The following is a 24,473-nucleotide window of genomic DNA, read 5'->3' as shown; positions in this document are numbered from 1 at the left end:
CTTTCGGCGTGGCGGTCAGGGAGTGGCGGTGGATTACCAATGGTGCGCAGGGTCCCCGGTTTCGCCAACTGGGGATTCACTGCTCGAGCAAGGGTGACTAGGACGCCGTCGAATGGATGCCGCACGCCAAGGACGCCACCTGCGCTAGTGCTCTGACCGGTTCGCCGGGGCGGTAGCTTCGCCTCGATAGTCTGCACGGTGTGATCAACTCATACGCGAGCTCCGACGATGCTGCAGTCGCGATAGCCGGGGCGCGGGCTGGCGCGGATGTGGTCCGCAACATGTACGGCCAGCGGCTCAACCGCATCGACAAGGGTGCCGGGGACTTTGCCACCGCCGCCGATGTGGAAGCCGAGAAGGCGATCCTCGGCGTCATCCGTGCCGCACGGCCCGATGACGCGGTACTCGGCGAGGAAGGCGGGCAGCAGGGCGCCGCCGACGCTGTGCGCCAGTGGTTGGTGGATCCCCTGTGCGGCACGCTGAACTACGCCGTCGGCAACATGCTGGTAGCCGTGAACGTGGCGCTGCGCGATGGGGCGGCGGCCGTGGCCGACCCGTTCAGCGGCGAGGTTTTCTTCACCGACGGGGAGAGCGCCTGGGTGCGTCATGACGGTGCCGACGACGCACTACTGGCGCCCACACCCGCTACCCGGTTGGTGGACGTCAACCTGGATCCGCCGTTCCCGAGCGCAGCCGGATTCCGAGCCGTGGATCTGCTGGCCCACCCTGAGTTCGTCGAACGTTTCCGGCCGCGCGTCGTATCCACGACGCTGGCGCTGGCCTGGGTTGCTGCCGGCAAGCGCGCCGCGTATGTCACCGATGGCGGCGACTTCTCCAGGAGTGTGCATTTCGCGGCCGGCATTGCTTTGTGCCAGGCAGCTGGCTGCGTTGTCACCGGGATCGACGGTGCCCCGATTGGTGCGGCAGGTTGCGGGCTTGTGGTCGCCGCCGACGACGAAACCCACGGGCTGCTGATGTCGATGATGCACAGCCGAAACTAGGTTCTGTCTCTCCGATCACGAACGGAGAGACGGAACTATCGACGAAGTGAAGTCTGCTTAGTTCTTGCGTGCGGTTACCAGAGCGAAGGAGAGAAATTCTCCGCCGTCTGTGGTGAGCATGTCGATGACCGGCTGGTTGGCGCTCTGGCCGTCCGGCTGATGCTCGGCGCATGCCTGGACCCACAGCAGCCAATCCTGCCAGGCGTCTTGCTGTAGACGCGCGGACGTGACCTCCACCAGTTCAGTGATCGCCCACTGGAAGCGCCACCACTCCGCCGTGTGCCAGGCCATCGCTTCCCAGCCCACCACGTCTTTGATGTGGGGCGGAATGGCCCCGAGCTCACGGGCTTCCCGTGTCATCGCGGGGGTCGCCATGGCCAGTTGTCCGCCAGGGCGGAGAAAACGGACCAGGTAGGGCAGGTAGTTGTCCGCCGTACCGAAGTACTCGAAGGCGTCGACGCTCACGATGGCGTCGAAGCTCTCCTCTTCGAAAGGCAAGGCGTGCGCCTCGGCTCGCACGGCCTCCACCTGATCACCGACACCTGCGTCGGCGAAGACGGCTGCTGCGTCCTCGGGAGCGATCCACAAGTCGGCCGCGACGACCCGGGCACCGTACTCGCGGGCAAGGAACACCGACGTGGCGCCCTTGCCGGAGCCGAGGTCGAGAATCCGCATCCCCGGGCGCAGATCAAGGTCCCGGGCGAGGTCCTCCAGCAGCCACAACGGGTTCGGCCCCATGTCGAGATTGAGCACCCAGCTGGGGTCATAGCGGGAGGAGCGCGGATAGCGGTCCGGACGTACGAGATCATTCAAGGCAGTCACGAGCACGAACCCAAGCCGATCACCGCCCCAGGCACAACCCGATTTCACCTCTCCGCTCATGTGCAGGTGCGGCAACAGTCGGTTCTGTCTCTCCGGTCACGAGCGGAGCCAGATCAGGAGTGCGGCGGCGGTAACGGTGCCGAGGAAGACGTATCCGCGCTTGTCGTAACGGGTAGCGACGGCTCGGAACTGCTTGATCTTGTTGATCGCCCGCTCGACGGTGTTCCTGGCTTTGTACCGGATCTTGTCGAAGTGGGCAGGACGGCCGCCGCGTGAACCCCTTCGCAGGCGGGCTGACTTGATGTCGCTCTTCTCCGGGATGACGTGTCGGATGCCTCGTCGTCGTAGGTAGGAGCGAATCACACGGTTGCTGTATGCCTTGTCGGCGCCGACGCTGTCCGGCCGCCGCCTCGGCCTACCCATGCCAAGCCGGGGGACGCGGATCTTGTCCATGACCGTCTCAAACTGGGTGCAGTCCGCCCGCTGACCAGGCGTGACGACCAGGGAGAGCGGGCGGCACTTGCCGTCCGCGCTCAGGTGAATCTTGCAGGTCAGCCCGCCGCGGGAGCGGCCAAGGGCTTCGCCCGCCGCACCGCCTCCGCCAGGAATGGGCATGAGCGCACGTGCACGCGCACGTGAACTGATCTTTGTGTGACCCCTTTTGAGGCACGGGGCGGTGCTGGCGGAGGGTCCTTCGGGGCCCCGGCGGCGTGCTGGTGAGCACGGATCGAGGTTGAGTCAATGTTGATGTGCCAGTCGATGCCGCCCTCGGCATCGGCGACGGCCTGGACGTGCTGGAGCAGCCTCTCCCCGGTGCCGTCCGCCGACCACAGCATGTGGCGTTTGTGAATCGTCTGCCAAGGGCCGAAGCGTTCGGGCAGCTTGCGCCACTGACAGCCGGTACTGAGCCGGTGGATGATTCCGTTGATCACTTGGCGGTGGTCCCGCCACCGGCCGCACCGGCTGTTGGTCATGGGCAGCAGTGGCTCCAGCACCGCCCACTCGCCATCCGTGAGATTCCCCCTGCTGAGCATGACCAGAACAACGAGCTGCCCGATCGAAGAGATACGTCCTTCAGTAAGTGAAAGTCCCCGGTCAGCGGCCCGGAAATGAGTTGTTCAGGCTGAGGAGCGGTTGTTACCGTCACGCCAGCGCGAGAGACGCGTGATCAGCGGGACAGGGAGGTTGATGAATATGGCTGCCGTCGGCCGTCTTCAGCATGCCCTCATCCGGCCCGCGCGATAGCAGAGCGCGGCCCGGGTCGTTCTAACGACCAGGAGAGACACGTGTCTTCCTCTTCTTCACCCGGCCGCACCGACGTGATCACCAAGCGCCTGATCCTGCGGCCCTGGACCACAAGCGAGGCCGCTGCGGTCCTCGCCGACACCAGGTCCACTCACTGGGCGGGCGACTTTCCTGCTGAAGGCGACCGCGTGGTCGCGGGCCTCTTCGACCAGCACCCCGCCTGGCTCGACGCATACGGCCACCGCCTGATCATCGAGCGCGAGAGCAGCTTGGTGGTGGGCTCGATCGGCCTGTTCTGGCCGCCCAGCAAGGGCGTCCTGGAAAAATCGGATACGGCATCGTGGCCTCCCGCCGAGGCTGGGGTTATGCCCCCGAGGCCACCCAAGCCCTGGCAGAGTTCGCCCTCACCGCACCTGAGGTCCACACCGTGTCCGCTGATGTGGAGCTGTCCAACCCGTCCTCAGTCCGTGTGCTGGAGAAGGCCGGCTTCCGTCGGTGGGCCACCGAAGACAACGCGGAGAACATGGCTCGGTTCAGGATCACGAATCCGGACCGCTCACGGCGATGATCCCCGGGGCCCTGGAGGCGATGCCTCCAGGGCCCCATCGTGGTGGCGGAGCCACGAGACAACCAGGGTGATCGGAGAGACAGGCCCTAGTGCCGTCACCACGTGGGCTTCGCCGGGCTGAGTCAGGCTGTGACTTGGAGAGGCCTGCAGCCCCAGCGGATGCCCTTCTGGCCCAGGAAGCATAGGTCGGGGTGAAGCACAGGTTGACCTTGTTCAGCTGTGGAAGACGAACTCCTTCGGGGCTTTCTGGACCCGGTGGCTGGTGGTCTTCTCCGTGGTGCTGCCGCTGGTGGAGGTCTTTTCGACGATCTCGAGGTCGGCCCAGCCCGGTGCGTTGTTGATCTGGATCTCGAAGACCTTGACGGTGAGCTGCCAGCCGTCGAACTCGGCGGTCGTGGTGGGCTCGAAATGGAAGACACGCCATTCGCCGTCGTCGCGGGGGCTCCAGTCCCAGCCGTCGCCCTGCCCCGGCTCATCGCCGCCTTCGACTCCGCCCGTCATCACCGACCGGTTGTTGGTCCATGCCGGACCTCCCTCCCCGGTACGGAGCCCGAGCGAGAGCTTGTCGCATCGTACGTTCCTCGACGGTGCCTTGCGGCGGACTGTGACCATCAGCGTCGCGGTGACGGGGTCGCTCGGTGTGCTGGCGTTGAGCTGCGGCGGATAGGTCTCGATGGCGTACTCGAGCAATGAGGAAGCGGATCGGATGAGTTGGGGCATGGCACTGGTGTCTCCTTTACTCCGGGACGTCATCTTCGCTGCCGGGGCGGAACGGCTCGGCCCATGTCCACGTCCCGTGCCAGGAGGCGGGCTGCGGCATGACGAGGCCGGGCGGGATCGGTTCGTCCTCCTCCTGGGCTGCCGCCTGTCGTACCGGTGCCAGCAGCGGGTTCAGCCGGAACGACGCCCGGATCCGGAGCAGGGACTGGTGAATCAGGTCGGCCGGCAGGGCGAGGGAGGCGATCGTCAGGATCCCCGTCGTGGCGTGCACGGGGACGTGCGGGTCGGCGAGCAGGAGGAGGTGGTGGGTCAGCGGCTCTTGGCAGGTGGTCCTGGCGGGCATGGCCAGTCCTTCGTCCTTCCCGATCGGGATGGTGTAGCCGCTGTCGTCGAGCGGGTCGACCGCGTGCAGACGGTCATAGCTGATCTCGTCACCCGGCTCCCCTGCCGTTGCGTAGTACCCGATCAGACCGTCCGGGAGGCGGTCCGCGTCGCCGAGGCGGATCGGCCAGTCATAGGTGGGGTAGTCCTCCTCGGGCGGGAACAGGACGTGTTCCCAACTGCTGTCGGTGAGCGGTGGCCCTTTGAGGTCGAAGCCCAGACCGGCCCGGATGAGCGCCACCGGGCGGCCGACGAACCGCGCGACCGTGCGGTCGTCCTCGGCATGCGGGGGCGGCGCTGACCACGGCCTGCCCCTTGAGGGTGATCCAGCGGATGCCGTCCGCCTGGCAGAGCGCGGCCCGGGCCCGGGTGTCACCCGGGCCAGGCCCGAGGCCGGGTCGAAGCTGAAGCGGACGGGGGTGACGTGCGGGGTGCCGTCGGGGCGGAGGGTGGTGAGTGTGGCTGTGTGGGGGCGGGGGAATGCCCGTGCGTCGGCCGTGGGTTCGGCGCGCGCCCGGCTCACTTCTTCTTCACGCCCTCGTTCCAGATCAGCTTGGCGATGTTCGGCTGCACGGCCGTGGTGATGATGCCCATGGCCGTACGGACATATCGCCGCTCCTCCATCTCGTGCAGCATGCCGGCGGCGAGGTCGGCACGGGCGGTGAAGACGCCGTCGGCGCTGTTCTCGGCGGTGTGGTAGGCCGTGACGACGGGGTGCTCGAAGAGGGCCGAGGGCCGGACGAGGGTCCAGTCGAGGTCTGTCTGACGGATCACTTCCTCCATGCGGCGCATGTCCTCGTGGAGGGTACGGCCGAGGCGTCGGTTCACCAGCGGGTCGAGTACATGATTGAAGAAGTGGGCGCCGGTGGGGCGCCAGTTCGGGTCAGCGATGCTGGAGCTGACGGCGAGCAGTCGCTTGATGCCGTGGCGGGCCATGGCCCCGGTGATCGCCGTGGCGCTCGCCGAGTAGGTGGTGATGGTCTGCTTGCTGAAGCGGGCGCCCAGCGCGGACAGGACGGCGTCGGTGCCGTCGATCGCGGCGTCGACGGCCGCCGGGGCGGTGGCGTCGGCGACGGCGACGGTCAGGCCGGGCCGTGCGGGGATGGAGCCGGAGCGGCGGGTCACGGCGACGACCTCGTGGCCGGCTGCGAGGGCCTGGTCGGTGAGCCGGCGGCCGGTCGGTCCGTTGGGGCCGAAGATGGCGATACGCATGGTGTCGGGGCATCCCTTCGTGTGGTTCCCGGAATGCCCTTGACTGTGCCGATCACGAAACGCAGTCTCATCACTGATGAATAACGCTGCCCCCGCACCCATCCGGCCCAGAGGCCGTCCCCGCGGCAACCCACCGACCCGCGAGTCGATCGTCTCCGCGGCCCGTGCGCTGTTCCTGGAGCACGGCTACCGGCGCACCACCCTGCGTGCGGTGGCCGGGGCCGCGGGGGTCGACCCGGCGCTGATCGCGTACCACTTCGGCTCGAAGAAGGGTCTGTTCGCGGACGTGATGCAGGTCCAGTGCGCCAATGCGCTGACGGTGGACGCCGTCCTGAGCGGAGACCCGGCCACCCTCCCCGACCGCCTGATCGACGCGGTGACGGACCTGTGGGAGGACGCGGACTTCCGACAGCTGACCGCCCGCGGCGAGGAGGCCGCCGAGGTGATCCGCGAATACTTGGAACGCGAGCTGCTGACCCGGCTTGTTGAATTTCTCGGCGGCCGGGACGCGACCGCCCGCGCCACGGCTGTGGTGACGATCCTCGGCGGCCTCATCTACACCCGCTACCTCAACCCCCTCCCCACCCCCGCCGCCCTCACCCCGTCCGAGACCCGCCGCGTGCTCACACCGGCGCTGCGCGCGGCACTAGCTCCGAGGCGGCGCACCGTGGCAACCACCAGAGCAAGCCGTCGTGGCTCACGGACTCCGGTGGAGGCACCGTCCGGCCTTGCCCCCTCAATGCCTCCGGCTCGACAACCCCTGTAGCTACTGGCCTTGATTGGTGATGTCGGGCCGTTCGCCTGATGGTGTGCGGAGCGTGTCGGTAGTCGTGGGCTGTGCGCAGGGCAGTGAGATCACCGACGCCCTAGTCGACGAGCTGCTGCTCGACGGCGAGCCGGTGCATCTGATCAAGCTCCAGCCGCGTACCTGCCCCTCACGCTGCGGCGGTCCTGCGGTCAGCCGCCCAACAGGGACCGGACGAGGCCGTTTGTGCTCGTGGACGACGAGGGCGACGAGCACACTGCAGGCGCGCAGTTCGCCGGCGAGCTTGACGGCCCTATCCAGCTCGGGCCGGGCCGGGCCCATGAAACCCGCAGCGTGACCGGCGACCTTCGGCGTGTTTCACGAGCGCACACCTATGAATCGTCGGTTAAGGCTCGTCCCGTAACGATCTCGGAGCCGGGAGAGGCAAGGTCTGCTGTGGTGCCTTCCGTTCGCCTATCCGACGAGGGCCAGGTTGTGCAGGCGGGCGATGCCAAGCATGGCGTGATGGACGCCGTCGCCCTTGAGGCGACAGTCACGCAGGATCTTCCAGCCCTTCATGCGGGCGAGGGCGTGCTCGACGCGGGCCCTGAACTGCTTGTGCGACCGGTTGTGTTCCTCTTTCCAGGCCGGGAGTTCTTCGCCCTTGCGTCGACGGTGTGGAATGACCAGTCCGGTGCCTTGGTAGCCGCCGTCGGCGATGGTCATGGTGTTGCCGACGGTGGCCTTGGCTCCGGACTCCTCCCAGCCACGGGAGTCGTGCCGATTGCCCGGCAAGGGCCGGCCGACCACGACGACCAGGTGACTGTCAGCGTCGGTGACCACCTGATGGGCTGTGGAGTAGCGATAGTTCTTGGACTGCTCGGCCACCGTGTGGTCGCGAGTGGGCACCAGGGTGCCGTTCACGATCAGCACAGTGCCCTTGCGGAACCGCTCACGCGGCTGCATGGCAAGCAGCGGTCCGAGATGGTCGATGATCCGGTCCGCAGCGGATTTCGAGATGCCGAACAGTGGAGCAATCCGGCGCATAGTCAAATTTGTCCGCCAGTAGGCCGCGATCAGCAGAGTGCGGTCCTCGAGCGGGAGCCCCCAGGGTCGCCCACGCTTCACTTTGCAGCCATCTTGCGCCGCACGGCGGTCACCAACTTGCCGAAGCAGCGCGGGCTCAGCCCGGTGAAGGGGCCTATCCAGGACGGCTCCGACGCCGTGATCACTGCAGTCACATCAAGATCGTTCCATCGTGACCTGACTGCGGCGTGCGCGGGTCAACTACGGAGCCCAAGGCGCCGATCAAGATGGCTGCGCAGCCGAGCAGAAGCTCCACGAAGCGCCCCGAGCGGTCGCACTTCTGCCGCCGCAAGTTCCGTCTGTCCCGCCAGCGCGAGCACCGCAGCGTAGGGGCGTTCGCCCTCGGCAAGCTTTGCCGCCACGGCGTCACGGACGGCTCGCAGCACCGTGTGGTCCGCACTCGGATGCTCCGCCAGCAGGCAAAGAAGCCTGTTGTCGTTCCAGGTGCTGTCTTGGGCCGTGCTCAGCTCCAGCAGAGTGCCAGGCGCCGTGGAGGGATTGGCGGCCAGCGCCTGCCAGACGAAGGGGTACGGACAACGCGCGAGTCGATGCAGAACGGCGCTGTCGTTCTCGGCACGCGCCAGTTCGAGGTAGTCGGCAGGCGTATGCACGGACATGGCCCCTCAGGATCGTCGGGTCGATCATCCTGCCATCAGATCAGGCTTGGCCACCCGCGTCCTGAGGCTCTGATCCCACCGGTTCGAAGATCACTTACGGGACAGTCCTTAGTAGCTGAGCTCGGGTATCTGCTAGGTCGTGTATCAGAAGTGGATCATGCGCATAGGGTGTCGGTATGTCGCTGAGCCACATAGTCCTCTCGTCTGGTCGTTCGATTGAGCTCACCGAGCTGCGGATGTCTTCGACCTATGGAGGGATTCTGGAGGGCTACCCGTGCAAGTCCATCAACGATATGAAGGCCAATGGCCTCCAGCGGTAGGCCGAACGCGAGTTTTCCTTCGCGCCGGTCCACCTCGTTCCGCCCTTCCGTGAGCACCCAGACAAGACGGCCGGCCCCTTCGGCCCTGTTGAAGTGCTGCCTTCCGTGGCTTGCATCGGCGTCTTCCACTCGACAGCTGTCGCTCCCGAGCTCGACCCCGTGCTGCACCATTCCGTGCTCACCGTGGCCTGGTTCCAGCCCGTCCCGGTTGTCCCGTCAGGCGAGGACGCTGATTTCGCGCTTCGCAGCATTCACTGGGAGGAACTGGCCCAGGACTTCGAGCTCTAGAGTTGCGTGCTGATCACAGCCACTCGTTGATGGCCGCTACGAGGACAGTGGCCTCAAAGTGGACCGCGAGCTTTTCGTAGCGGGTGGCCACAGCCCGAACGAAGGCAAGATCAACACGCCACGCCGTCAGACGCCTGACCAGTTACGGCAGATCAGTCCGTCGCCTCGCGGACGTCCTTTCCCTGCTCGTCGAACGCCTTGAAGTCCAGCATGTGCTGTTGCGATTGCTTGCGGAAGGCGCTGGGCATCAGAAGTCCCACCAGCTTCATCAGAAATCCGCTGAACCGGTATTCGTTCTCGCTCTCCCAGAGCGTCGTTTCCGGGCTGGCTTCGGTCAGCCGGTCGCGCACGGCGCTCCACATGCCCTCGCCGACGATCTCGCGGTCGAAGTGAACGACGCTCGTTTTCGGGATCTCGCGCAGGTCTGCCGGTTCCCGGCGTGTGATGGTCTCGGTGCACTCGATCTTCCGCTGGCCCATCTGCATCACGACCCGCGAGCGGTTTACTTCCCGATACAGCGTCACAACGTCTGGCCTGCGGGCCGTTGCGTCAACGGCACGGTTCCGACGTACTCCGGCCAGCCCCCATCTACGTGTCCCCCTTGCACCGGTGGTCCGACCCGCGCGCCCGCCTACTGGAAGGACCTGATCGAACCCCGTCGTGCACGTCTCAGGTGGGTGGGAGGTGTGTCAGGGCTCGAGGGTGACCTGGACGGTGATGGTCTGGCCGCCGCGTTGGACGGTGAAGGGGACGGTGGCACCGACGCGGTAGTTGTTCATGACCTGGTAGTAGGTGCCGATGTTCGGGGTGGGCAGGCCGTCGATGGCGGTGATGACGTCATTGGGTTGGAGGCCGGCGCTAGCGCCGCTGGAGGTGGGCGGGACGGACTGGATCCTGACGCCGCCGTTGCTGGGGGCGTTGCTCGTGGCGATCTGGAGGTTGCCGGGGGCGCCAGGGGTGATGTTCACCGTCAGGGGCGTGGTGTCGGAGTCGTAGGTGAAGGAGCCGCTGTACTGGCCGCCGGCGAGAGGTGCGTTGGCGTCTGCTGCGACGGAGACGTTGAAGGGGCGACTGGAGGTCATCGGTGTGTTGGCGGTGATCGTGACGGTCGCGGACTTGCCGTCGGCGGCGATCGAGATCGAGCAATTGGCACCGGAGCAGTCGATGGGGATGTCGGTGATGTGCGTGTATTGCGGGGCCTGGATTTGGACGATGATCGGGTAGTTCCGGGTTTTGTTGTCCCCGGGGTAGACGACGGTATGGGCCGGGCCGGGCGCGTCCAGGTCGGGGACGTTCTGCTGTGGAGGGTGAGCCATGAGGAATGCCCTTTTCGTTGGCCTGAGCACTACGGGCAATGGTTCAGCAAAATGTGATGAGGCGGTCCGGCTCTGCCGTTGATCTGGGGCCAGTCAGCTTTTCAACCGATGAGGTTTTCACTTAGCAGGAGAAAGAGGAATCAAGTCCCGCAGCTCTTTGCAATCAGGCTTGCCCTTAACAGGCCCAGGGTCCAGCATGCCCATCCCCGCCTGCAAGGGCACCCAGAAGAGCACCTTGAGACCTGCAGCGGCTTTCGGCCGCCGCCGACGACTTCACCGTGGCAGCTGAACTGGCCTGCCTGGCCAGGAGAGAGGGCCTCAGTACGTTTCTGCAAGATCCCGTGACTTCGGCCCAAAATCGCCGCTCCAGGAATTCGAACGGCCCTTCTCGTGGCTGCACGACGCCCGTCAGTCCACTGGCAGACACTCGCCCGCGAAGAGGCCGACCGTGGGGGCGGCAACGCCGCCCGACACACCACGAATTAGAAACACGCAGTTACACCAGCAGGTCGGCGGTGACTGTAGTGGTGGCCACGTAGCTGTGCGGTCGCATGCGAGCCCGCACAGGCGCGGCTGAACGTCGTTTCATTCGTCCAGGGGGTTTGGGGGGACGGCGGTTCCGGCGACGGAAAGTGACTGATAGCTCTCTGAGCATGACTTTTTCCAAGGGGAGGCGGCGTTCAGCCGTCGCAGTCGCTCTCGTCGTCGCCGCCGGTGGCCTGGCTTCCGTGCCGGCGTCCGCCCAGGCGCAACCGTCCGCACCTGCACCGGTCGTGGAGACGTTCGGCAAGCCGGGTCTCACCGAATTCGCCGTACCGGCCGGCGTAGACCAGCTGACCGTGGAGGCCATCGGTGCAGGAGGCGGCGGAGGCGGAGGCGGCCGTGCCTCGGACGAGGTGGGCGCACGAGGTGGGAGCGGCGGTGGTGGCGGAGCCAGGGTCCGCTGCCAGCTTCCCGTCAGCCCTGGTCAGATGTTCAACGTGGTGGTCGGGAAAGGCGGGGCCGGTGGCAAGCCCGATCTCCTATACGGCCCGGAGCAGATCTGGGAGCGTGCCACACCGGGCGCTCCCGGCTCCATGGGGACTGGGCTGATGGCTCAGCAGGGCTATTACTCCCCCATCAACTTCAGTACTGGGGTAGTGGTCAGTGGCGGCATCGGCGGCGACTACGCCTTGGACCACCGGACGGTGCTGGGAAGCGGTGGGGGCTTTCTGGTAGGCGCCGGGAACGCAGGCGGTAGCAAGTGGAAATGCGCCGTCGAAAAGAAGGAGCTGCGACCGCTCGGTGCGTGGGCGGGCAGTAACGGCGGAGAGGGCCACGACGGCTCACTCAACTACGGCGGTGTCGGAGGTTCCGGGGGAGTGCCCGGGGACTTCTGGTCCGACACCCTCCCGCGCGGCTGCCCGTTCCAGACCGTCGGCCGAGGTGCAGGGGGCGGCACGGGCGCCGCGCCGGGGGCGACCAGCGCGGGGTGGGGCGGCAAGGGCGGAGACGGCTGCGTCGCCATCACGTACATGCCCGTGCCCTAGCGTCGCCCGCCAGTCCGCGACGTACACCGAGGATGTCAGTGTCTCCCGTCGCGACGGGAGACACTGCGCGGTCGGCAGGCGGTTCGCGAGGTGCACACCGGTCATTTCACGGAAGGCGCCTGCCAGCCGGAGGTCGTCGGCGGCTCGCAGAGCGGGAATGCGCGGTGGATCACGAGATCGCGCACGGCATTGCAGACGAGCCGATCCACGTCCCGGTCGCTACCGGGGGCGACGTGAAGGTGACCGGAGAGCAGATCGGGCCACCGCCTGCTCCTGTTCGCACGGCGGGCGCCGGCCGGTGACCACAGCAGCGTCACCGGCTGCTACGGGGTTTGTGTGGCCATCTTCCGAGATGCGTCGATCTTTGAACGGCATGTCTTGCAGAGCGGGTTCTCTGGGGTGGCGGATGTGGCGCGAGGCAGGTGCGCAGCTCAGCGCCGGTCCGCAGAGCCTATCGAGTGCAACAGGTGTCGCACCGTCGCCGCGGTGCCCGACGAGGGGTGAACCTGCGTAGCCCCGGATGACGCCCGGGGCACGAACATCGTCGGCGCGCCTCCACGAGCTGCCTGATCGAACACCACCGCTCTCGACTGCCGCCCAGGCCCTGGACGGGCTTGCCGGCTAGCGCGAAGAGATCACCCGGCTCGGTGAAACCGCCACCGGGACAAGTCCTGTGAGCCGCCTTCCCGGATCACGAACCGCAGTGATCGGAACCTGCAGCTGTCAGCCCGGGACCCGCTGTTCGGCACTGTCGGAAGCAGGTTGATCGAAATGGGCTTGCGGACGAGGGCAGCGGTTGGACAGACGTTGCTGCGCTGGACCCCGCCACGAGGGTTGAGGGGCCACGACAGCGAGATGAGGGTTAAGCCCATGATCCCCGTGATCACTGCGCTTGTGTCCTCCCGGGGTGCGGACCGCGTCTGACCCCGGAGCGGACGGGCGCCTTCACCGGAGCGTGCCTTGACCGTGAAAACGAACGACCTGACCATGCGTCCGATCACCGGGTGCGAAGAACTCGACCTCTTCTCCCAACTGCCCTACGTGCTCAATGACGATCGGAGGCGGCGTGTGACGCCTGCCCCGGCCCGCCGCCACATCCCGGCGGCGGACCGCCCCTTGTTCCATGCAGCTGCTACCACGCCAAAGTGCCGGCGCTCCGAGGCCCGGGGTATTGCCTTGATGACCCTGGCCTCGCTGGTCATTGGGGCGTCGTTCGTAGCCAGCAGCCTGCTAACCCGTTTCCCGGTATGGGGCGGCCAAGCCTTCCGCTTCACCGCCGCCGCCCTGTTGCTGGGCGCTTTCTGCGGACGCCGCTGGCGGATGGTGCAGGCATGGCCGGCGGGAGTGTGGCTTCGCATCGTCGGTCTGGCCATCACCGGCATGGTCGGGTACAACGCCGCCATCATCACCGCCGAACGCACCGCCGAGCCCGCAGTACCAGGCGCCATCGTCGGCTGTGCCCCGTTGGCTGTCGCTCTGCTGTCGCCCCTCCTACAAGCGCATTCCCCTGCTGCCCGGCGTCTTGCCGCCGCGGCTCTTGTGGTCCTGGGAGCGTATGCCGTGCAAGGCTTCGGGCGCACGGACGGCAGCGGACTGGGCTGGTCCGTCGTCGCACTGGCTTGCGAAGTCGCGTTCACGTTCCTTGCAGCCACCACTCTCACGCTCACAGGCCCTCTGCTGGCCTCTGCGTGCGCGTCGGCCGTGGCCGGCATGTTGTCATGTGTCATCGCGTTCGTGGTGGAAGGCACCGTGTGGCTGCGGGTCCCGCAGGCGCCCGAGGCGGCAGCACTGGCCTGGCAGGCTGTGGCCGCCACTGCCATTGGCTTCCTGTGCTGGTGCCGCGGCATCGATCAGATCGGTACCGAGCGTTCAGCACTCTTCCTTGGCCTCATCCCCCTGTCCGCCGCAGCAACCGCACCCCTGGCCGGCACCGGACATCTCAACATCGCGCAAATCGTCGGCTGCCTCATGGTTGCCGGCGGCCTGATCCTTGGAATGAGTCGCACACCCGGGCCGTCTGAGCCTGCGGAATGCCCAAGATCGAGCTGACGGCGCTTCAGGCATCCGGCCGCTTCCGGGCAACGCCTTCGTAGCCGGTCGTGCACCAGGGTTCCGGCAATTAGGAACGTGAGGCGACAAGCAGCCGCGGGTTACCCGTGGCTGGGACCTGGCCGGCCTCTGGACTTAGGGTCTGTTGCGAAAGTGGATCTTGACTTGAGATGATCAAGCCGTGGCGCGTGGGGATCTCACGGACCGGCAGTGGGCTCGGCTGGAGCCGCTTCTTCCGGTGGGGAAGAAGCAGGGGGGCCGCGGACGTGGACGCGTCGGCAGCTGATCAATGGCATACGGTGGCGGACCCGGGCCGGCACGCCGTGGCGAGATGCCCCCGAGCGGTATGGCCTGTGGGACCGGATCTACGACCTGTTCCGCCGGTGGCAGCGCGACGTCACCTGGAAGCGGATTCTGGAACAACTGCAGGTCCAAGCCGACGGGCAGGGTCTGATCGCCTGGCACGTGAGCGTCGACTCGGCCGTCTGCCGCGGCCGGCAGGAGGACCAGGCAGACAAGGCGGCGGACCGAAGAGTAGAGGAACCAGGACCTTGAGCTGTACGCGCCGATCCGGCGCGACCACCATCGCGCGAGGTGACCGGTCTCGGGAGTGACGGCCGGACCAGCCGACGGCCGGTGAAGCTCCTCAGAGGGAAGGGCTTCGACCTCCCACCGGACGGGATGGCGTATGTCGAAGCCGGACAGTCACGCGAACGCCGACCAGCGCGGGTCATGTTTCTTCGGGTCATCCAGCCTCCGCGTGTGGCCTGGTGCGTGTACTCGGTGACGAGTGCGAGGGCTCGGCGACCTCGTGCCTCGGAGGCGTGCAGGACCATGTGGGTGGCAAGGGCGCCGGGCGGCCTGGGCAAGCCGTGGTGAGGGACTTGCCCAGGTTTCCCCTTCGAGCTGTCAGATGTCAGCTCCCGGTGTTTTGTTCACCTTCAGGCCCTTCGGAATCGTCGGCAGCAGTCGCTGCTTCGAGGTGACCTCGCGGATCGCATGAGGGTTGGTGAAGGTGTGTTACAAGGATCCGGCCGAGTCGATGCCGCCCTCCGAATTTGCGGCCTGCACCTACGTTACGGATTGGGTGGCCGCGAAACTGCGCTGGAGCCTGACCGCGGACGGGGCCGAGAAGACCAAGCTCAAGCAGGTTGCCGCCAGCTGCCCGAACGCCAAGGTGACCTGGAAGGTGGCGCGATGAGGCGTCAGCAGAGGCCACGCCCGTAGCCGAGTACCTCCGGTCCGCCTCGGACACCCGCAACTGCTCGCCCAACTCCGCGACAAACGCTGGGTCGTGGGCCGCCCGGCAACCCGTACGCGGCCCTGACCGCCGCCCCACCGCCCGCTAACATCCGTCCGACCGGCTGCCGCCGCCCCGGACACGTCGAGCCGTGGGCACGGCCGGGATGGCATGCGTGAGCCATGTCACTTGTCGGGGGTGCATAGCGGGGCAGGGGCCAGTGTCTTTATTGAGGGTGTAGGGGCGTGTTGAGGTGAGGGAGTGACGCTGATGGGGCAGTTGCGGGCCGATGAGTTCGACCGGTTCGTGGCGGCTCGGTGGTCGGCGTTGCTTCACCTGGCGCGGCTGTTCACCGGCGGAGACCGGCACCGGGCCGAGGATCTGCTGCAGGAAGCGCTTGTCAAACTGTGGTTTGCCTGGCCGAAGGTGGCCGATCAGGCGCCCGAGGCGTATGTCCGCAGGGTTCTGGCCCGTGCTGCGGCTCGCTCGGCACGGCGTCGCTGGTGGGGCGAGCACCCTGTGGACCAGCTGCCCGACCCGCCCGAGGTGGCAGATGAGACCGCTGCCGTGGACGAGCAGACCCGGTTGGAGGCCGTGTTGGCGTTGCTGCCGACGCGGCAGCGGGCTGCGGTGGTGCTGCGCTACTACCAGGACCTGCCCGAGCGGGATGTCGCGGAGGTGCTGGGCTGTCCGGTGGGTACCGCCCGTTCACTGACGACCCGCGGCGTTGCACGGCTGCGTCAGCTTCTGGCTGAGGCAGAGCCGGTGGAGTGAAGAGGGAGCTATGGATCACTTCGAACAGGAGCTGGCGCGGATGATGCGCGACAGCCACGAGGAAACGCTCTATGAGGACCGGCACCGAGACCGACTGCACGCCGGCGTTCGCGCACGCCGGAGGGCTCGAGCGGCCTGGACGGCCACCGGTTCCGTGCTGACCGTTGCCGGACTCGGAGTCGGACTGATGGTCCTGCCGAGCTCCTTCGCTCACGACGGCCCCACCGGCCCTCAGCACCGCCGCGGCACTCCTGCGGAGTCGGGCCCGACGCCGTCGAGGCCCCGCCCCGTGCCCACTGCCACGGCGCCGATGCCGACCTGCACGTCAACCGCCCGGCCGGTGCCGATGCCCTATCACCTCTCGACCGCCGCGCCTTCGATGCCCAGCCGTACATCACCCCTCAAGCCAGTTCCGATGCCGACCTGCACCTCAACTACCGAGTCGGTTCCGACGCCGACACAAACCTCGACCGCCAGGTAGCGTTCCGGCCGCGTTCAAGCGGTCCCGATGGGTGTGTACAGAAGCCCAGTTTCCGTAGACCTCGGTGAGAGGGAGACGGCGACTTCGTTTGCGCGCGAACCGCGCCCTGGGCAACCAAGTCGGCCACGGGTCCTGCCTCGGCTCCCGCCGAGCGGACGAGCTCCGCGCCGTACATCCGCTATGTATTCGTCGATCCTCAAGACCGTCGCCTCCCGGCCTCAAAAGTGGCGGGAGGCGCAGGAGGCACCGTGCTCACCGCGTTCGCCCGCGCGTTCAAGACGCCCGATCTGCGCAAGAAGCTGCTGTTCACATTGGGCATCATCGTGCTCTACCGGATCGGAGTACACATCCCGGTCCCAGGGGTGAAGTACGCGAACGTCGAGTTCTGCATGGAGCGGCCCCACGCCGACAGCGGGTTGTTCGGCCTGGTGAACATGTTCAGCGGTGGTGCGCTGCTGCAGGTCACGATCTTCGCGCTGGGGATCATGCCGTACATCACGGCGAGCATCATTCTCCAGCTGCTGACCGTGGTGATCCCGCGGCTGGAGGCCCTCAAGAAGGAGGGCCAGACCGGCCAGGCGAAGATCACCCAGTACACCCGCTATCTGACCGTGGCGCTCGCCGCCCTGGAGGGCACCGGTCTGGTGGCCGCCGCCCGCGGCGGTACGCTCTTCCCGGGCTGCACGCGCCAGATAGTGCCCAGCGGCTCGGTCTTCATCGCCATCACGATGGTGATCACGATGACCGCCGGTACCTGCCTGACCATGTGGCTCGGTGAGCTGGTCACCGGCCGAGGTATCGGCAACGGCATGTCGATCCTGATGTTCATCTCGATCGCCGCCCGCTTCCCGGGCGCGCTGTGGCAGGTCAAGCTCGAGGGCGAGCTCGCCGGCGGCTGGATCGAGTTCTTCGCCGTGATCCTGGTGGGCCTGGCGATGGTCGCCCTGGTGGTCTTCGTCGAGCAGGCCCAGCGGCGCATTCCGGTGCAGTACGCGAAGCGCATGATCGGGCGCCGGTCCTATGGCGGTACGTCGACTTACATCCCGCTCAAGGTGAACCAGGCAGGGGTGATTCCCGTTATCTTCGCGTCCTCGCTGCTCTCCATCCCGGCGCTCATCGCACAGTTCAGCGGGTCGAAGGCGGCATGGGCGACGTGGCTCGCCACCACCTTCACCAAGGGAGACCACCCCGTTTACCTCGCCGCGTACGTCTTGTTGATCGTGTTCTTCGCCTTCTTCTACGTGGCCATCAGCTTCAACCCCGAAGAAGTCGCCGACAACATGAAGAAGCACGGTGGCTTCGTCCCGGGCATCCGGGCCGGTCGTCCGACGGCCGAGTACCTCAGCTACGTGCTCAACCGGATCACGTGGCCGGGCTCGCTGTACCTGGGGCTGATCGCGCTCGTACCAACAATGGAGTTGGTGCTTTTCAACGCGAACCAGAACTTCCCCTTCGGCGGGACAAGCATCCTCATCATCGTGAGTGTGGGCCTGGAGACCGTGAAGCAGATCGAGAGCCAGCTTCAGCAGCGCAACTACGAAGGGTTCCTCCGCTGATGCGAATCGTCCTCGTCGGACCCCCGGGGGCCGGCAAGGGTACCCGGGCCGCGTACCTCGCCAAGAACCTCGCGCGATCCCAGAGGTTCATCCCCGCCCTGAAGAAGGTGCGCATCCGCCTGCCCGTCGGCAGTCCGCACACCCAGCCCGCTGCTCTGGCCGGAGCAATCCACATCCAGCCGACACTGGTGTGCGCGGGAGGCAGACCGACCTCGGCCCGCATCAACGCAGCGCTGCTCGGGCGCCGCTGCCAGTTTCGATGCTCTGTCGCGGCTCCTACATGAGGCAGTGACCATATCGTTCCCACGCGACACGCGCCGCATTGCCGTGCGTCGCTTGGAGCGGGTTTCCGCGGCTGATCCCCTCCCAGACCCCTCATCTGGCTCCAACGCAGGTCAGCACGTCAATGGGTGTCACGAGTGCCCTTGATTCCCAAGCTCAGAGCGCGGGTTCGATTCCCGTCACCCGCTCCATAATGAAGGCCCAGGTCGGAGACCTGGGCCTTCATTGTTGTCTAGCCCATATGTGGGCCGCATGCCATTTGCGCGCCGTAAGGGACCGATTGGCCCACCGAGTTGGCGTCCGCAAGCTCCTCCTGGGCTACCCGATCGGCCGTCAAGTCGAATCGCGGAGGCACCTTGTGTGGCGTGCGCCCCATGGATGTGTGAACGGCAACGATGCACCTGCGAACTCGGGAGTTGTTCCACCAGAGCCGTCGCCGTCAACGCCTCCTCCAAGCCACCGCCGTCTGACACCTGTTCCACGCCCACGGCGACCGGACCTGCTTCGGGATGACCGAAACGTCATTCGGCGAGATGAACGAGGCCGTCGGCCTCCATCTCAAGCGCACCGCCCACGATTTCTCCGCGCGTCCCCTCGACGGAGCCTGCGGGACCACCGGCATCTCCTCCGTCCTTGCGACCTCGCTGCCTTCCTCCGCCGCATGCTGGACTCCGCAGTTGCTCCAGAGAAGCCGAGGTGCTTGCGGCGGATCGCGAGCATGTCGTTCTTCACGGCGAAGTCCTCGGCATGGCGACTGAAGCGCGTGGTCGTCACGGAGATGGCGACAACAGCTTCGAAATGCGCTCGTGCCCGCAGATGCGGAGTCCGCACATCGGTCACTCCGCCGATCCGGCCTGCCGGGTCGAATCGCTGCGTCCCCGGCCGCCCTCGTGGTCGTCCGCGGGGCTCGTGCGCGCTGGGCCAGTGCCTGTGTCGACGAGGATCTGTTCGGCCTGGGCGACGTTGTCGGCTCGGACCGCCCTGGCCATTGCGACGGCTGCTGCTTCAGGCGTCGCCTGCGGCGGGACCACCAACAGGGAGAAGTAGTCCTGATCGCCGCGGGTGATGAGCACCGTGTCATCACCCACCGGGAAGGAGTCGATGTGCACGACCCGGTCATCGATGATCAGCCGCGTCGGCAGTTCCTCCCACGCGTTCGTATCCAGGCCCACGCGCAGGACGGGGCCGAGGTGCTCGGTCAACGCGCTGATCAGACTGGGCAGCTCGGCGCCGATGTTGCGGGAACGCGGCCACCACGCCCCGTCGAGAATGCCCTCGCGGGACCGGGTCGTCTCAAGCCTCAGCAGTACGGTCCCGGGTTTCACCGACTGATGGATCGCTTCCGGCAGAAGCTTGGAGAGGTCCGGAGTTTCGGAATCGGCCATGATGTGCTCGCTCGTCTGCGGTGCGTACGTCCGCTGATCGCCCTTGGCGATGCGGCGTGGCTGCCGATGTGCGGTGGCTGCGGTGGTTTCACCGTACTCCGCGGGCCGGCATACGGGCCCATGCACTGGGCCGACGCGTGCGCGCTGAGCTCACAGCAGGGAAAATACCTGGTCAGACGCATGCTCGGCCATCACCGCGGCCCTGATCATCGCCGAGCCCAGGGGCGCTCTCGGCGTCGGTGGGGGTGTGTCTAAGCGGCGCACGGACCGCCTCCACGAACGCCTGGTCTCGTATGGGGTCGGTGGACCGCCGCCCGGAGTACGGTGAACACGTCGGGACATTTCGAGCGTTCCCCCCTTGCCGGAGTCGAAGGGCCGACGGTGGGGCCGGCCAGCGCATCTCCTCGCCCGTCGGCAACTCGCGACGGACAGTACGAGAAGGGCGACAGAACGCCAACCGTTCCATGACTGGCGGCGGTAGGTGTGAGCGTTGGCCGTTAGGCACCTCGTACGCCTGACAGAGAGGCCAGCATGAGACCTGTAGAACCGATGCCTTCGGCAGGGATGGCCGAGGTCCGCATCGTCGCCGCATCCCCCGAGGCCGCGCGCCGGGTCGCAGAAGCACTCCGGCACTGCTTCCCCGCCGCCGAACAGCGCAGCTACCCCGCCGGCCACGACGGCGGGACCCGGCTCCACATCACGGTGGACACCACGCACACCTCCGAGCCCAACGCGGCGACCGCGCCACGGCTCGTGACCAGCGAGTCAGCCGCGCGTGACCGGTCACATGCGGACGAGGTCTGAGGAACCGGGCCTCAGACGCGCGGCTGCGACAGGGGCGTCCCCTCGACCGGGCACCCGCCGCTTCTGCGCCGCGATGAGCGCGACACAGTTGTCCCCAGAGGTAGCAGTCATGGCATCACTGACCGAGCGGAAGGCGTACCGCGAGAAGATCATGCAGGCGCTGTATGAGGCCACTGAAGGCAACCGCCTTCTGGGTGTCACCGGGGCCAAGCTGGCGCAAGATCTCGCGATCCCGGCAGAGGATCTGGCTGCCGCCTGCACGTATCTGGTGGGCGAGGACCTGATCACGGTCGACTGGGCCGCAGGCAATACGCCGGCCATGGTCACGCTGACGCACCAGGGCATTCGGCGCATGGAGGCTGAGGAAGAAGAGCACGGTTGACGCCTTGCTCAGGCGGCGTCCGACCCCCTCGGCTGCGAGCGGAGGCCCGGAGAACAACCCATCCGGCCGTTAGTGCCGCTCCTCCGCGGCGGGTACCGGTGAACCATGGCTGGCACCTTCACCACCCGCACGCTCACCATTGCAACCGGCGCCACGGAGACCATGCACGACCTGACGAACGCATGCTCCGCGTTTCTCCGGGAGGCCGCTCATGGGCGAAACGGACTGCTGAACGTTTTCACCCCCCACGCGACGTCCGGCCTGGCCGTCATCGAGACCGGCGCGGGCAGTGACGATGATCTGCTGGCAGCGCTTCGCGGCATTCTTCCCGCGGACGACCGCTGGGGGGACCGCCACGGTGGTCCAGGCCGCGGCAGCGGCCACGTGCTCCCGGCTCTGGTGCCACCACACGCCACGTTGCCCGTGGTCGATGGCGAGCTGGAGCTGGGGACCTCGCAGTCCCTCGTACTGGTGAACACCGACCGTGACAGCCCCGAGCGCCAGGTCCGGCTGTCCTTCCTCGGCTGACCGGACGATCCACACGGTCCTGCGGCTGACAGCCCCCGTCGGCAGCCGATCTCGTACGAGAGCGTCCGGCTGCCCGCATGGAGGCGCTGCCTCTTCTCCATTCTTGGGCCGCCTGCTCCAAGGTCTCCTGTGCCGTTCGCCCCGTTGCTCCGGATCGGCTCGGCGAGCCTTACCAGGAGTAAGCTGGAACCACCGAGGGCAATTCGTACACCAGCCTCCATGCTCGTGTCGTTTTCGGCGATTCACGACACCGGGCCGGTGTGGTTGGCCCGGGGCAAGGTCCGCGTCATGACCACGACCATTCCGTATACGCCGGCGGTCGAAGACCGGACCTCTTCGCTGCCCCTGCGACTCATGCTGGCACCGGCCGGCACCGCTCCAGCTCTGCTCGACGGTGCGTGGTGGCCCCGCTCCCGTGACCTCACGGCGGAACTTCCCGCGCTGACGGCCGTCCTCGACCCGCTGTGGGGGCGGATCACCCGCGTCACGGTGAACCCCGCCTTCTGGCCGGTCATCCCACGGAAGGTGCCCGTCGACGGGCATGTGGTGGGTGTCGGCTGGTTCACGGCCGAGCAAGACCCCCACAAGCTGCTGCTGCTCTCCTACAGCGTCGGCCGCTGGGACCTGCTGGTCATCCCCCCGGAGACCGGCCCGGCCACCGCCGCCCGGCTCATGACAGAGGCCGCCGATCCGCTCGGCACCCTCACCGCGAGCGCCCTGATGAACGAAGCGGAGCAACGCCGGATCGCGGAGGAGACGGAACTGTCCCTCGTCTCGGTCTGGGACTCCGAAGGCGGCCATGGAGCAAGCCTGCCGACCTCTCGTTCCCCCGCCCGAGCAGTCATTGCTCAGGTACCAGATACGACGAAAGGTATCTGAGCGTCGTGTCAGTCATCGCGAGCGCGACGTGGATCCCGCAGCCCGCTCCGGAGGAAGCCCCAGGCCAACAGCCTGGGGCTGATCTCTTATCCGGACCTTTCCACCGCCCGTCGTTCAGTCGAGTTCCCTAAGGGGACCTGACGCGCCGCCACTGGCTCAATGAGCCATTTGGCCCGGTTGGCTGGGTCACGCTGTCCGAGTTGATCACGGTGGTTCCAGGAGCCCGTGTGCGCTGTCGCATGAGGGGTCTGCCAGTGGGTCCTTGTGCGGTCCGTGGCCGCCGAGCAGGGCGTGAACTTGTGCTCCGGATCCTCACCGAGCGGGAGGGACCGAAGGGCCGCAACGGACTCGAACACTCCGGCCGTGGAGCGTGGCAGGGCCTCGTTGCTTTCCGCCTGCGCTCAGTCATTCGCGGACTGGCTCACCTTCCCCTCACCCTCATCCAGACCCGCACACAGCGCTACCGGCGCCAAGCCACCGGAGTCGAACGCCAGGCCGCCCGGTGACTGACGCGTTGGAGACAGCCGGTCCGGCGGGTGAAGGCGCAATGAGGCTGCTTGGTGAAAGGGCATGGGTATGGCGGCAGGTGAGAGGCCGGCGGACACGGGCGCGGTGGACCGGTCGGAAGGGTTCGGCGAGCGACTGCTGGGGGTGCTGCTGGATCGGGCGCACGAGATGCCGCCGCAGTTGATCGCCCCGCTGATCGCGGAAGAGGTGGCGAGGGTCGGCGGCCGTGACGTCTCGATCCTCCTCCAGGACTATGCGCAGCTGCTGCTGGTGCCGCTGCCAGGCAGGCGGCTGACCGTCGGCCGGCCCGAGCTGATCAGTGACTCGCACGCGGGCACGGCCTTCCTGTACGGGGCCCCTGTCGAGGTTCCGCAGGACGACGGCGTTCGGATGTATCTGCCGTTGCTGGACGGCAGCGACCAGGTGGGCGTGCTGGCCCTCACCCTGGACACCGTCGATGACGATGACCGGCGCTTGTTGCGCAGACTCGCCGGCCTCGTCGCCGACATGCTGGTCACCAAGCACAGCTACACCGACCAGTTCTTCCTCGCCCGGCGCCGCGAACCGATGAGCTTGGCCGCGGAAATCCAGTGGTCCCTGCTACCGCCGCTGGCGATGTCCGTCCCACAGGTCGCGGTGGCGGGAATCCGGGAGCCCGCCTACAGCGTCGCCGGCGACAGCTTCGCCTACGCCCTCAACGAGGACATCCTGCACGTGGCCATGGTCGATGCGATGGGCCACGGCCTGGATGCCGCCACCATGGCGACCGTCGCCATCGGTGGCTACCGGCACGCCAGACGCGTCGAAATCGGCCTGTCCGAGATCTACGCGTTCATGGACCGGGCCATCGCCGAGCAATTCGGGCCCGACCACTTCGTCACCGCGCAGATGATGCGCCTCAACATCACAACGGGCCACCTGCAGTGGGTCAACGCGGGCCACCCCGCCCCGCTGCTGATCCGCAACGGCCAGGTTGTCCGGCAACTGGAGAGCCCGACCACCTTGCCGGTCGGCTTCGGTGGTGAAGAGCCCCAGATCAGCGAGCAGATGCTCCAACGCGGCGACCGGGTGCTGTGTCAAGACCATGGTGGTCACGGACGCCGAAGGCCGCGTGCTGTTCTGCAGTCCGACCCAGCCTGGAAGCTGCGCGGTCATCACGCACGCCCGCCAGTTAGGTCGGGTCTAGCTCCTGGCCGATGGGCCCGCGGTGGAGATCCTTGCCGATGCCGGCTATCAGGGCCTGGGCGCCCAGATCGGCGGACGCCTGGTGACACCACCATCGGGGTGGTCCACGGCGGAGGCCATTGCCTCCGTCTGGCGCCGTGTATGTCAGGGGCGTCAGTCGCCGGAATGGACTTGTCCCTCGAAATGCTCGTAGCCGCCGAGCAGTTCGTCGGCTTCGAAACGGGCTGCCCACTCGTTCACCTGGCTCAGCGTGGTGTCGCCGCCCAGTCCCGCTGCGGCCAGTAGCGGCACCTTGTCGAGCTGCTGCCACTGCTCGTACGACAGTGTGAGGGAGAGCAGGCCGCTCAGATCGGCGATCGTGCCGACGTCCTGGACTACGGCACCGGACAGTTCGAGCCCTTCAAGCCGAGGGAACGTCCGCAGCGCGCTGAGATCGACAGGTCGTCTTGTGGAGAGTTGCACCACGCGCAGGGTTGGGTGACCGGCTATCTGTTGCAGATCGACCGCATCCAAATGTAGGTGCAATACCTCAAGTGGGATGTCAAGCAGCGGACGCAGGTCAACGGGACCT

General features: G+C 66.9%; 22 protein-coding genes and 5 pseudogenes. 16 read left to right on the top strand and 11 right to left on the bottom strand.

Going from position 1 to position 24,473, the window contains the following annotated elements:
* Positions 1–200 precede the first annotated feature (200 nt).
* The gene (locus STRNI_RS01025; protein WP_266449269.1) at positions 201–1,001 is read left to right on the top strand and encodes an inositol monophosphatase family protein; all 801 of its coding nucleotides are present in this window, start codon (positions 201–203) and stop codon (positions 999–1,001) included.
* Between the two features lie 57 nt (positions 1,002–1,058).
* Here STRNI_RS01025 and STRNI_RS01020 read toward each other — a convergent pair whose 3' ends face one another.
* Entirely contained in the window at positions 1,059–1,898 is an 840-nt protein-coding gene (locus tag STRNI_RS01020) for an SAM-dependent methyltransferase (protein WP_266449266.1), read from the bottom strand.
* A gap of 21 nt (positions 1,899–1,919) precedes the next feature.
* Positions 1,920–2,857, bottom strand: a protein-coding gene (locus STRNI_RS01015; protein ID WP_478504692.1) for an IS5 family transposase whose coding sequence is annotated in 2 segments (ribosomal slippage) — positions 1,920–2,465 and positions 2,468–2,857 — 936 coding nt in all. Because the reading frame shifts where the segments join, the coding sequence is not laid out codon by codon here.
* 252 nt (positions 2,858–3,109) lie between these two features.
* On the opposite strand from STRNI_RS01015, the pseudogene STRNI_RS01010 reads away from it, so the two are divergent.
* Positions 3,110–3,636 (top strand): annotated as a pseudogene (locus tag STRNI_RS01010) (GNAT family N-acetyltransferase).
* Positions 3,637–3,849: 213 nt separating this feature from the next.
* Here STRNI_RS01010 and STRNI_RS01005 read toward each other — a convergent pair.
* The 4 genes and pseudogenes from STRNI_RS01005 to STRNI_RS00990 all read right to left on the bottom strand — a co-directional run bounded on the left by STRNI_RS01005 (position 3,850) and on the right by STRNI_RS00990 (position 5,949).
* Positions 3,850–4,356, bottom strand: a complete 507-nt coding sequence (locus STRNI_RS01005; RefSeq protein WP_109886504.1) for a hypothetical protein — start codon at positions 4,354–4,356, stop codon at positions 3,850–3,852.
* A gap of 16 nt (positions 4,357–4,372) precedes the next feature.
* A complete protein-coding gene (locus STRNI_RS01000; RefSeq protein ID WP_266449263.1) occupies positions 4,373–4,978 on the bottom strand; it encodes a hypothetical protein in 606 nt (201 codons plus the stop codon).
* Positions 4,869–5,260: pseudogene (locus STRNI_RS41480) on the bottom strand (pyridoxamine 5'-phosphate oxidase family protein). Before STRNI_RS41480 ends, STRNI_RS01000 begins: the two are co-directional and overlap by 110 nt.
* Positions 5,257–5,949: an NAD(P)-dependent oxidoreductase gene (locus tag STRNI_RS00990; RefSeq protein ID WP_266449260.1), complete on the bottom strand. Its 693-nt coding sequence runs from the start codon at positions 5,947–5,949 to the stop codon at positions 5,257–5,259. Before STRNI_RS00990 ends, STRNI_RS41480 begins: the two are co-directional and overlap by 4 nt.
* Positions 5,950–6,025: 76 nt before the next feature.
* Here STRNI_RS00990 and STRNI_RS00985 point away from each other — a divergent pair, with 76 nt between their 5' ends.
* Entirely contained in the window at positions 6,026–6,715 is a 690-nt protein-coding gene (locus STRNI_RS00985) for a TetR/AcrR family transcriptional regulator (RefSeq protein WP_109886501.1), read from the top strand.
* A gap of 453 nt (positions 6,716–7,168) precedes the next feature.
* Here the strand turns inward: STRNI_RS00985 and STRNI_RS00980 are convergent.
* A pseudogene (locus STRNI_RS00980) lies at positions 7,169–7,935 on the bottom strand (transposase).
* Between the two features lie 42 nt (positions 7,936–7,977).
* Entirely contained in the window at positions 7,978–8,397 is a 420-nt protein-coding gene (locus tag STRNI_RS00975; RefSeq protein ID WP_266449258.1) for a hypothetical protein, read from the bottom strand.
* A gap of 176 nt (positions 8,398–8,573) precedes the next feature.
* Here STRNI_RS00975 and STRNI_RS00970 point away from each other — a divergent pair.
* Positions 8,574–9,005, top strand: a pseudogene (locus STRNI_RS00970) (hypothetical protein).
* Positions 9,006–9,157: 152 nt separating this feature from the next.
* Here STRNI_RS00970 and STRNI_RS00965 read toward each other — a convergent pair.
* Together STRNI_RS00965 and STRNI_RS00960 are read right to left on the bottom strand one after the other, a co-directional pair.
* Positions 9,158–9,529, bottom strand: a complete 372-nt coding sequence (locus STRNI_RS00965; RefSeq protein ID WP_266449256.1) for an SRPBCC family protein — start codon at positions 9,527–9,529, stop codon at positions 9,158–9,160.
* A 165-nt stretch (positions 9,530–9,694) separates the two neighbouring features.
* Complete coding sequence (locus STRNI_RS00960; protein ID WP_109886498.1) at positions 9,695–10,321, bottom strand: PDZ domain-containing protein; 627 nt, start codon at positions 10,319–10,321, stop codon at positions 9,695–9,697.
* Between the two features lie 653 nt (positions 10,322–10,974).
* Here STRNI_RS00960 and STRNI_RS00955 point away from each other — a divergent pair.
* The 7 genes and pseudogenes from STRNI_RS00955 to STRNI_RS00925 all read left to right on the top strand — a co-directional run.
* Complete coding sequence (locus tag STRNI_RS00955) at positions 10,975–11,850, top strand: glycine-rich domain-containing protein (RefSeq protein WP_109886497.1); 876 nt, start codon at positions 10,975–10,977, stop codon at positions 11,848–11,850.
* 966 nt (positions 11,851–12,816) lie between these two features.
* Complete coding sequence (locus STRNI_RS00950) at positions 12,817–13,899, top strand: DMT family transporter (protein WP_277413177.1); 1,083 nt, start codon at positions 12,817–12,819, stop codon at positions 13,897–13,899.
* Positions 13,900–14,109: 210 nt separating this feature from the next.
* Positions 14,110–14,454, top strand: coding sequence for a transposase (locus tag STRNI_RS00945; protein WP_239471535.1), 345 nt, complete (start codon positions 14,110–14,112; stop codon positions 14,452–14,454).
* A gap of 454 nt (positions 14,455–14,908) precedes the next feature.
* Positions 14,909–15,100: a hypothetical protein gene (locus STRNI_RS00940; RefSeq protein WP_109886494.1), complete on the top strand. Its 192-nt coding sequence runs from the start codon at positions 14,909–14,911 to the stop codon at positions 15,098–15,100.
* Positions 15,101–15,409: 309 nt separating this feature from the next.
* A complete protein-coding gene (locus STRNI_RS00935; protein WP_018093718.1) occupies positions 15,410–15,913 on the top strand; it encodes a SigE family RNA polymerase sigma factor in 504 nt (167 codons plus the stop codon).
* A 729-nt stretch (positions 15,914–16,642) separates the two neighbouring features.
* Entirely contained in the window at positions 16,643–17,950 is a 1,308-nt protein-coding gene (gene secY, locus STRNI_RS00930; protein WP_266449252.1) for a preprotein translocase subunit SecY, read from the top strand.
* A pseudogene (locus STRNI_RS00925) lies at positions 17,950–18,024 on the top strand (adenylate kinase); the annotation flags it as partial. The gene secY and the pseudogene STRNI_RS00925, both read left to right, overlap by 1 nt.
* Positions 18,025–19,068: 1,044 nt before the next feature.
* On the opposite strand, the gene STRNI_RS00915 reads toward STRNI_RS00925, so the two are convergent.
* Positions 19,069–19,617 carry a DUF5994 family protein gene (locus STRNI_RS00915; RefSeq protein ID WP_266449250.1) on the bottom strand — a complete coding sequence of 183 codons (549 nt, stop codon included), beginning with the start codon at positions 19,615–19,617 and terminating at the stop codon, positions 19,069–19,071.
* A 531-nt stretch (positions 19,618–20,148) separates the two neighbouring features.
* Between STRNI_RS00915 and STRNI_RS00910 the strand changes: the two genes are divergently transcribed.
* From STRNI_RS00910 to STRNI_RS00890, 5 genes are all read left to right on the top strand, one after another.
* Positions 20,149–20,421, top strand: a complete 273-nt coding sequence (locus STRNI_RS00910; protein ID WP_176740954.1) for a hypothetical protein — start codon at positions 20,149–20,151, stop codon at positions 20,419–20,421.
* Between the two features lie 109 nt (positions 20,422–20,530).
* Positions 20,531–20,803: a hypothetical protein gene (locus STRNI_RS00905; RefSeq protein ID WP_159492131.1), complete on the top strand. Its 273-nt coding sequence runs from the start codon at positions 20,531–20,533 to the stop codon at positions 20,801–20,803.
* Positions 20,804–20,908: 105 nt separating this feature from the next.
* Complete coding sequence (locus STRNI_RS00900; protein WP_159492133.1) at positions 20,909–21,331, top strand: YjbQ family protein; 423 nt, start codon at positions 20,909–20,911, stop codon at positions 21,329–21,331.
* Positions 21,332–21,619: 288 nt separating this feature from the next.
* Positions 21,620–22,210, top strand: a complete 591-nt coding sequence (locus STRNI_RS00895; RefSeq protein ID WP_277410291.1) for a DUF5994 family protein — start codon at positions 21,620–21,622, stop codon at positions 22,208–22,210.
* A 576-nt stretch (positions 22,211–22,786) separates the two neighbouring features.
* Entirely contained in the window at positions 22,787–24,187 is a 1,401-nt protein-coding gene (locus tag STRNI_RS00890) for a PP2C family protein-serine/threonine phosphatase (RefSeq protein ID WP_266450512.1), read from the top strand.
* The last annotated feature ends 286 nt before the right edge of the window (positions 24,188–24,473 follow it).

It is taken from the genome of Streptomyces nigrescens, from assembly GCF_027626975.1.
In the GTDB taxonomy this organism is placed as follows: Bacteria; Actinomycetota; Actinomycetes; order Streptomycetales; family Streptomycetaceae; genus Streptomyces; species Streptomyces nigrescens.
The sequence above is the reverse complement of the archived record's forward strand: the minus strand, read 5'-3'. Positions and strand labels throughout refer to the sequence as shown.

Excerpts from the sequence above, each read along its gene's own strand:
- STRNI_RS01005 (WP_109886504.1), bottom strand. The coding sequence starts at position 4,356 with ATGCCCCAACTCATCCGATCCGCTTCCTCATTGCTCGAGTACGCCATC.
- STRNI_RS00990 (WP_266449260.1), bottom strand. The coding sequence starts at position 5,949 with ATGCGTATCGCCATCTTCGGCCCCAACGGACCGACCGGCCGCCGGCTC.
- STRNI_RS00985 (WP_109886501.1), top strand. The coding sequence starts at position 6,026 with ATGAATAACGCTGCCCCCGCACCCATCCGGCCCAGAGGCCGTCCCCGC.
- STRNI_RS00975 (WP_266449258.1), bottom strand. The coding sequence starts at position 8,397 with ATGTCCGTGCATACGCCTGCCGACTACCTCGAACTGGCGCGTGCCGAG.
- STRNI_RS00960 (WP_109886498.1), bottom strand. The coding sequence starts at position 10,321 with ATGGCTCACCCTCCACAGCAGAACGTCCCCGACCTGGACGCGCCCGGC.
- STRNI_RS00955 (WP_109886497.1), top strand. The coding sequence starts at position 10,975 with ATGACTTTTTCCAAGGGGAGGCGGCGTTCAGCCGTCGCAGTCGCTCTC.
- STRNI_RS00935 (WP_018093718.1), top strand. The coding sequence starts at position 15,410 with ATGGGGCAGTTGCGGGCCGATGAGTTCGACCGGTTCGTGGCGGCTCGG.
- STRNI_RS00915 (WP_266449250.1), bottom strand. The coding sequence starts at position 19,617 with ATGGCCGATTCCGAAACTCCGGACCTCTCCAAGCTTCTGCCGGAAGCG.
- STRNI_RS00910 (WP_176740954.1), top strand. The coding sequence starts at position 20,149 with ATGAGACCTGTAGAACCGATGCCTTCGGCAGGGATGGCCGAGGTCCGC.
- STRNI_RS00905 (WP_159492131.1), top strand. The coding sequence starts at position 20,531 with ATGGCATCACTGACCGAGCGGAAGGCGTACCGCGAGAAGATCATGCAG.
- STRNI_RS00900 (WP_159492133.1), top strand. The coding sequence starts at position 20,909 with ATGGCTGGCACCTTCACCACCCGCACGCTCACCATTGCAACCGGCGCC.
- STRNI_RS00895 (WP_277410291.1), top strand. The coding sequence starts at position 21,620 with ATGACCACGACCATTCCGTATACGCCGGCGGTCGAAGACCGGACCTCT.
- STRNI_RS00890 (WP_266450512.1), top strand. The coding sequence starts at position 22,787 with ATGGCGGCAGGTGAGAGGCCGGCGGACACGGGCGCGGTGGACCGGTCG.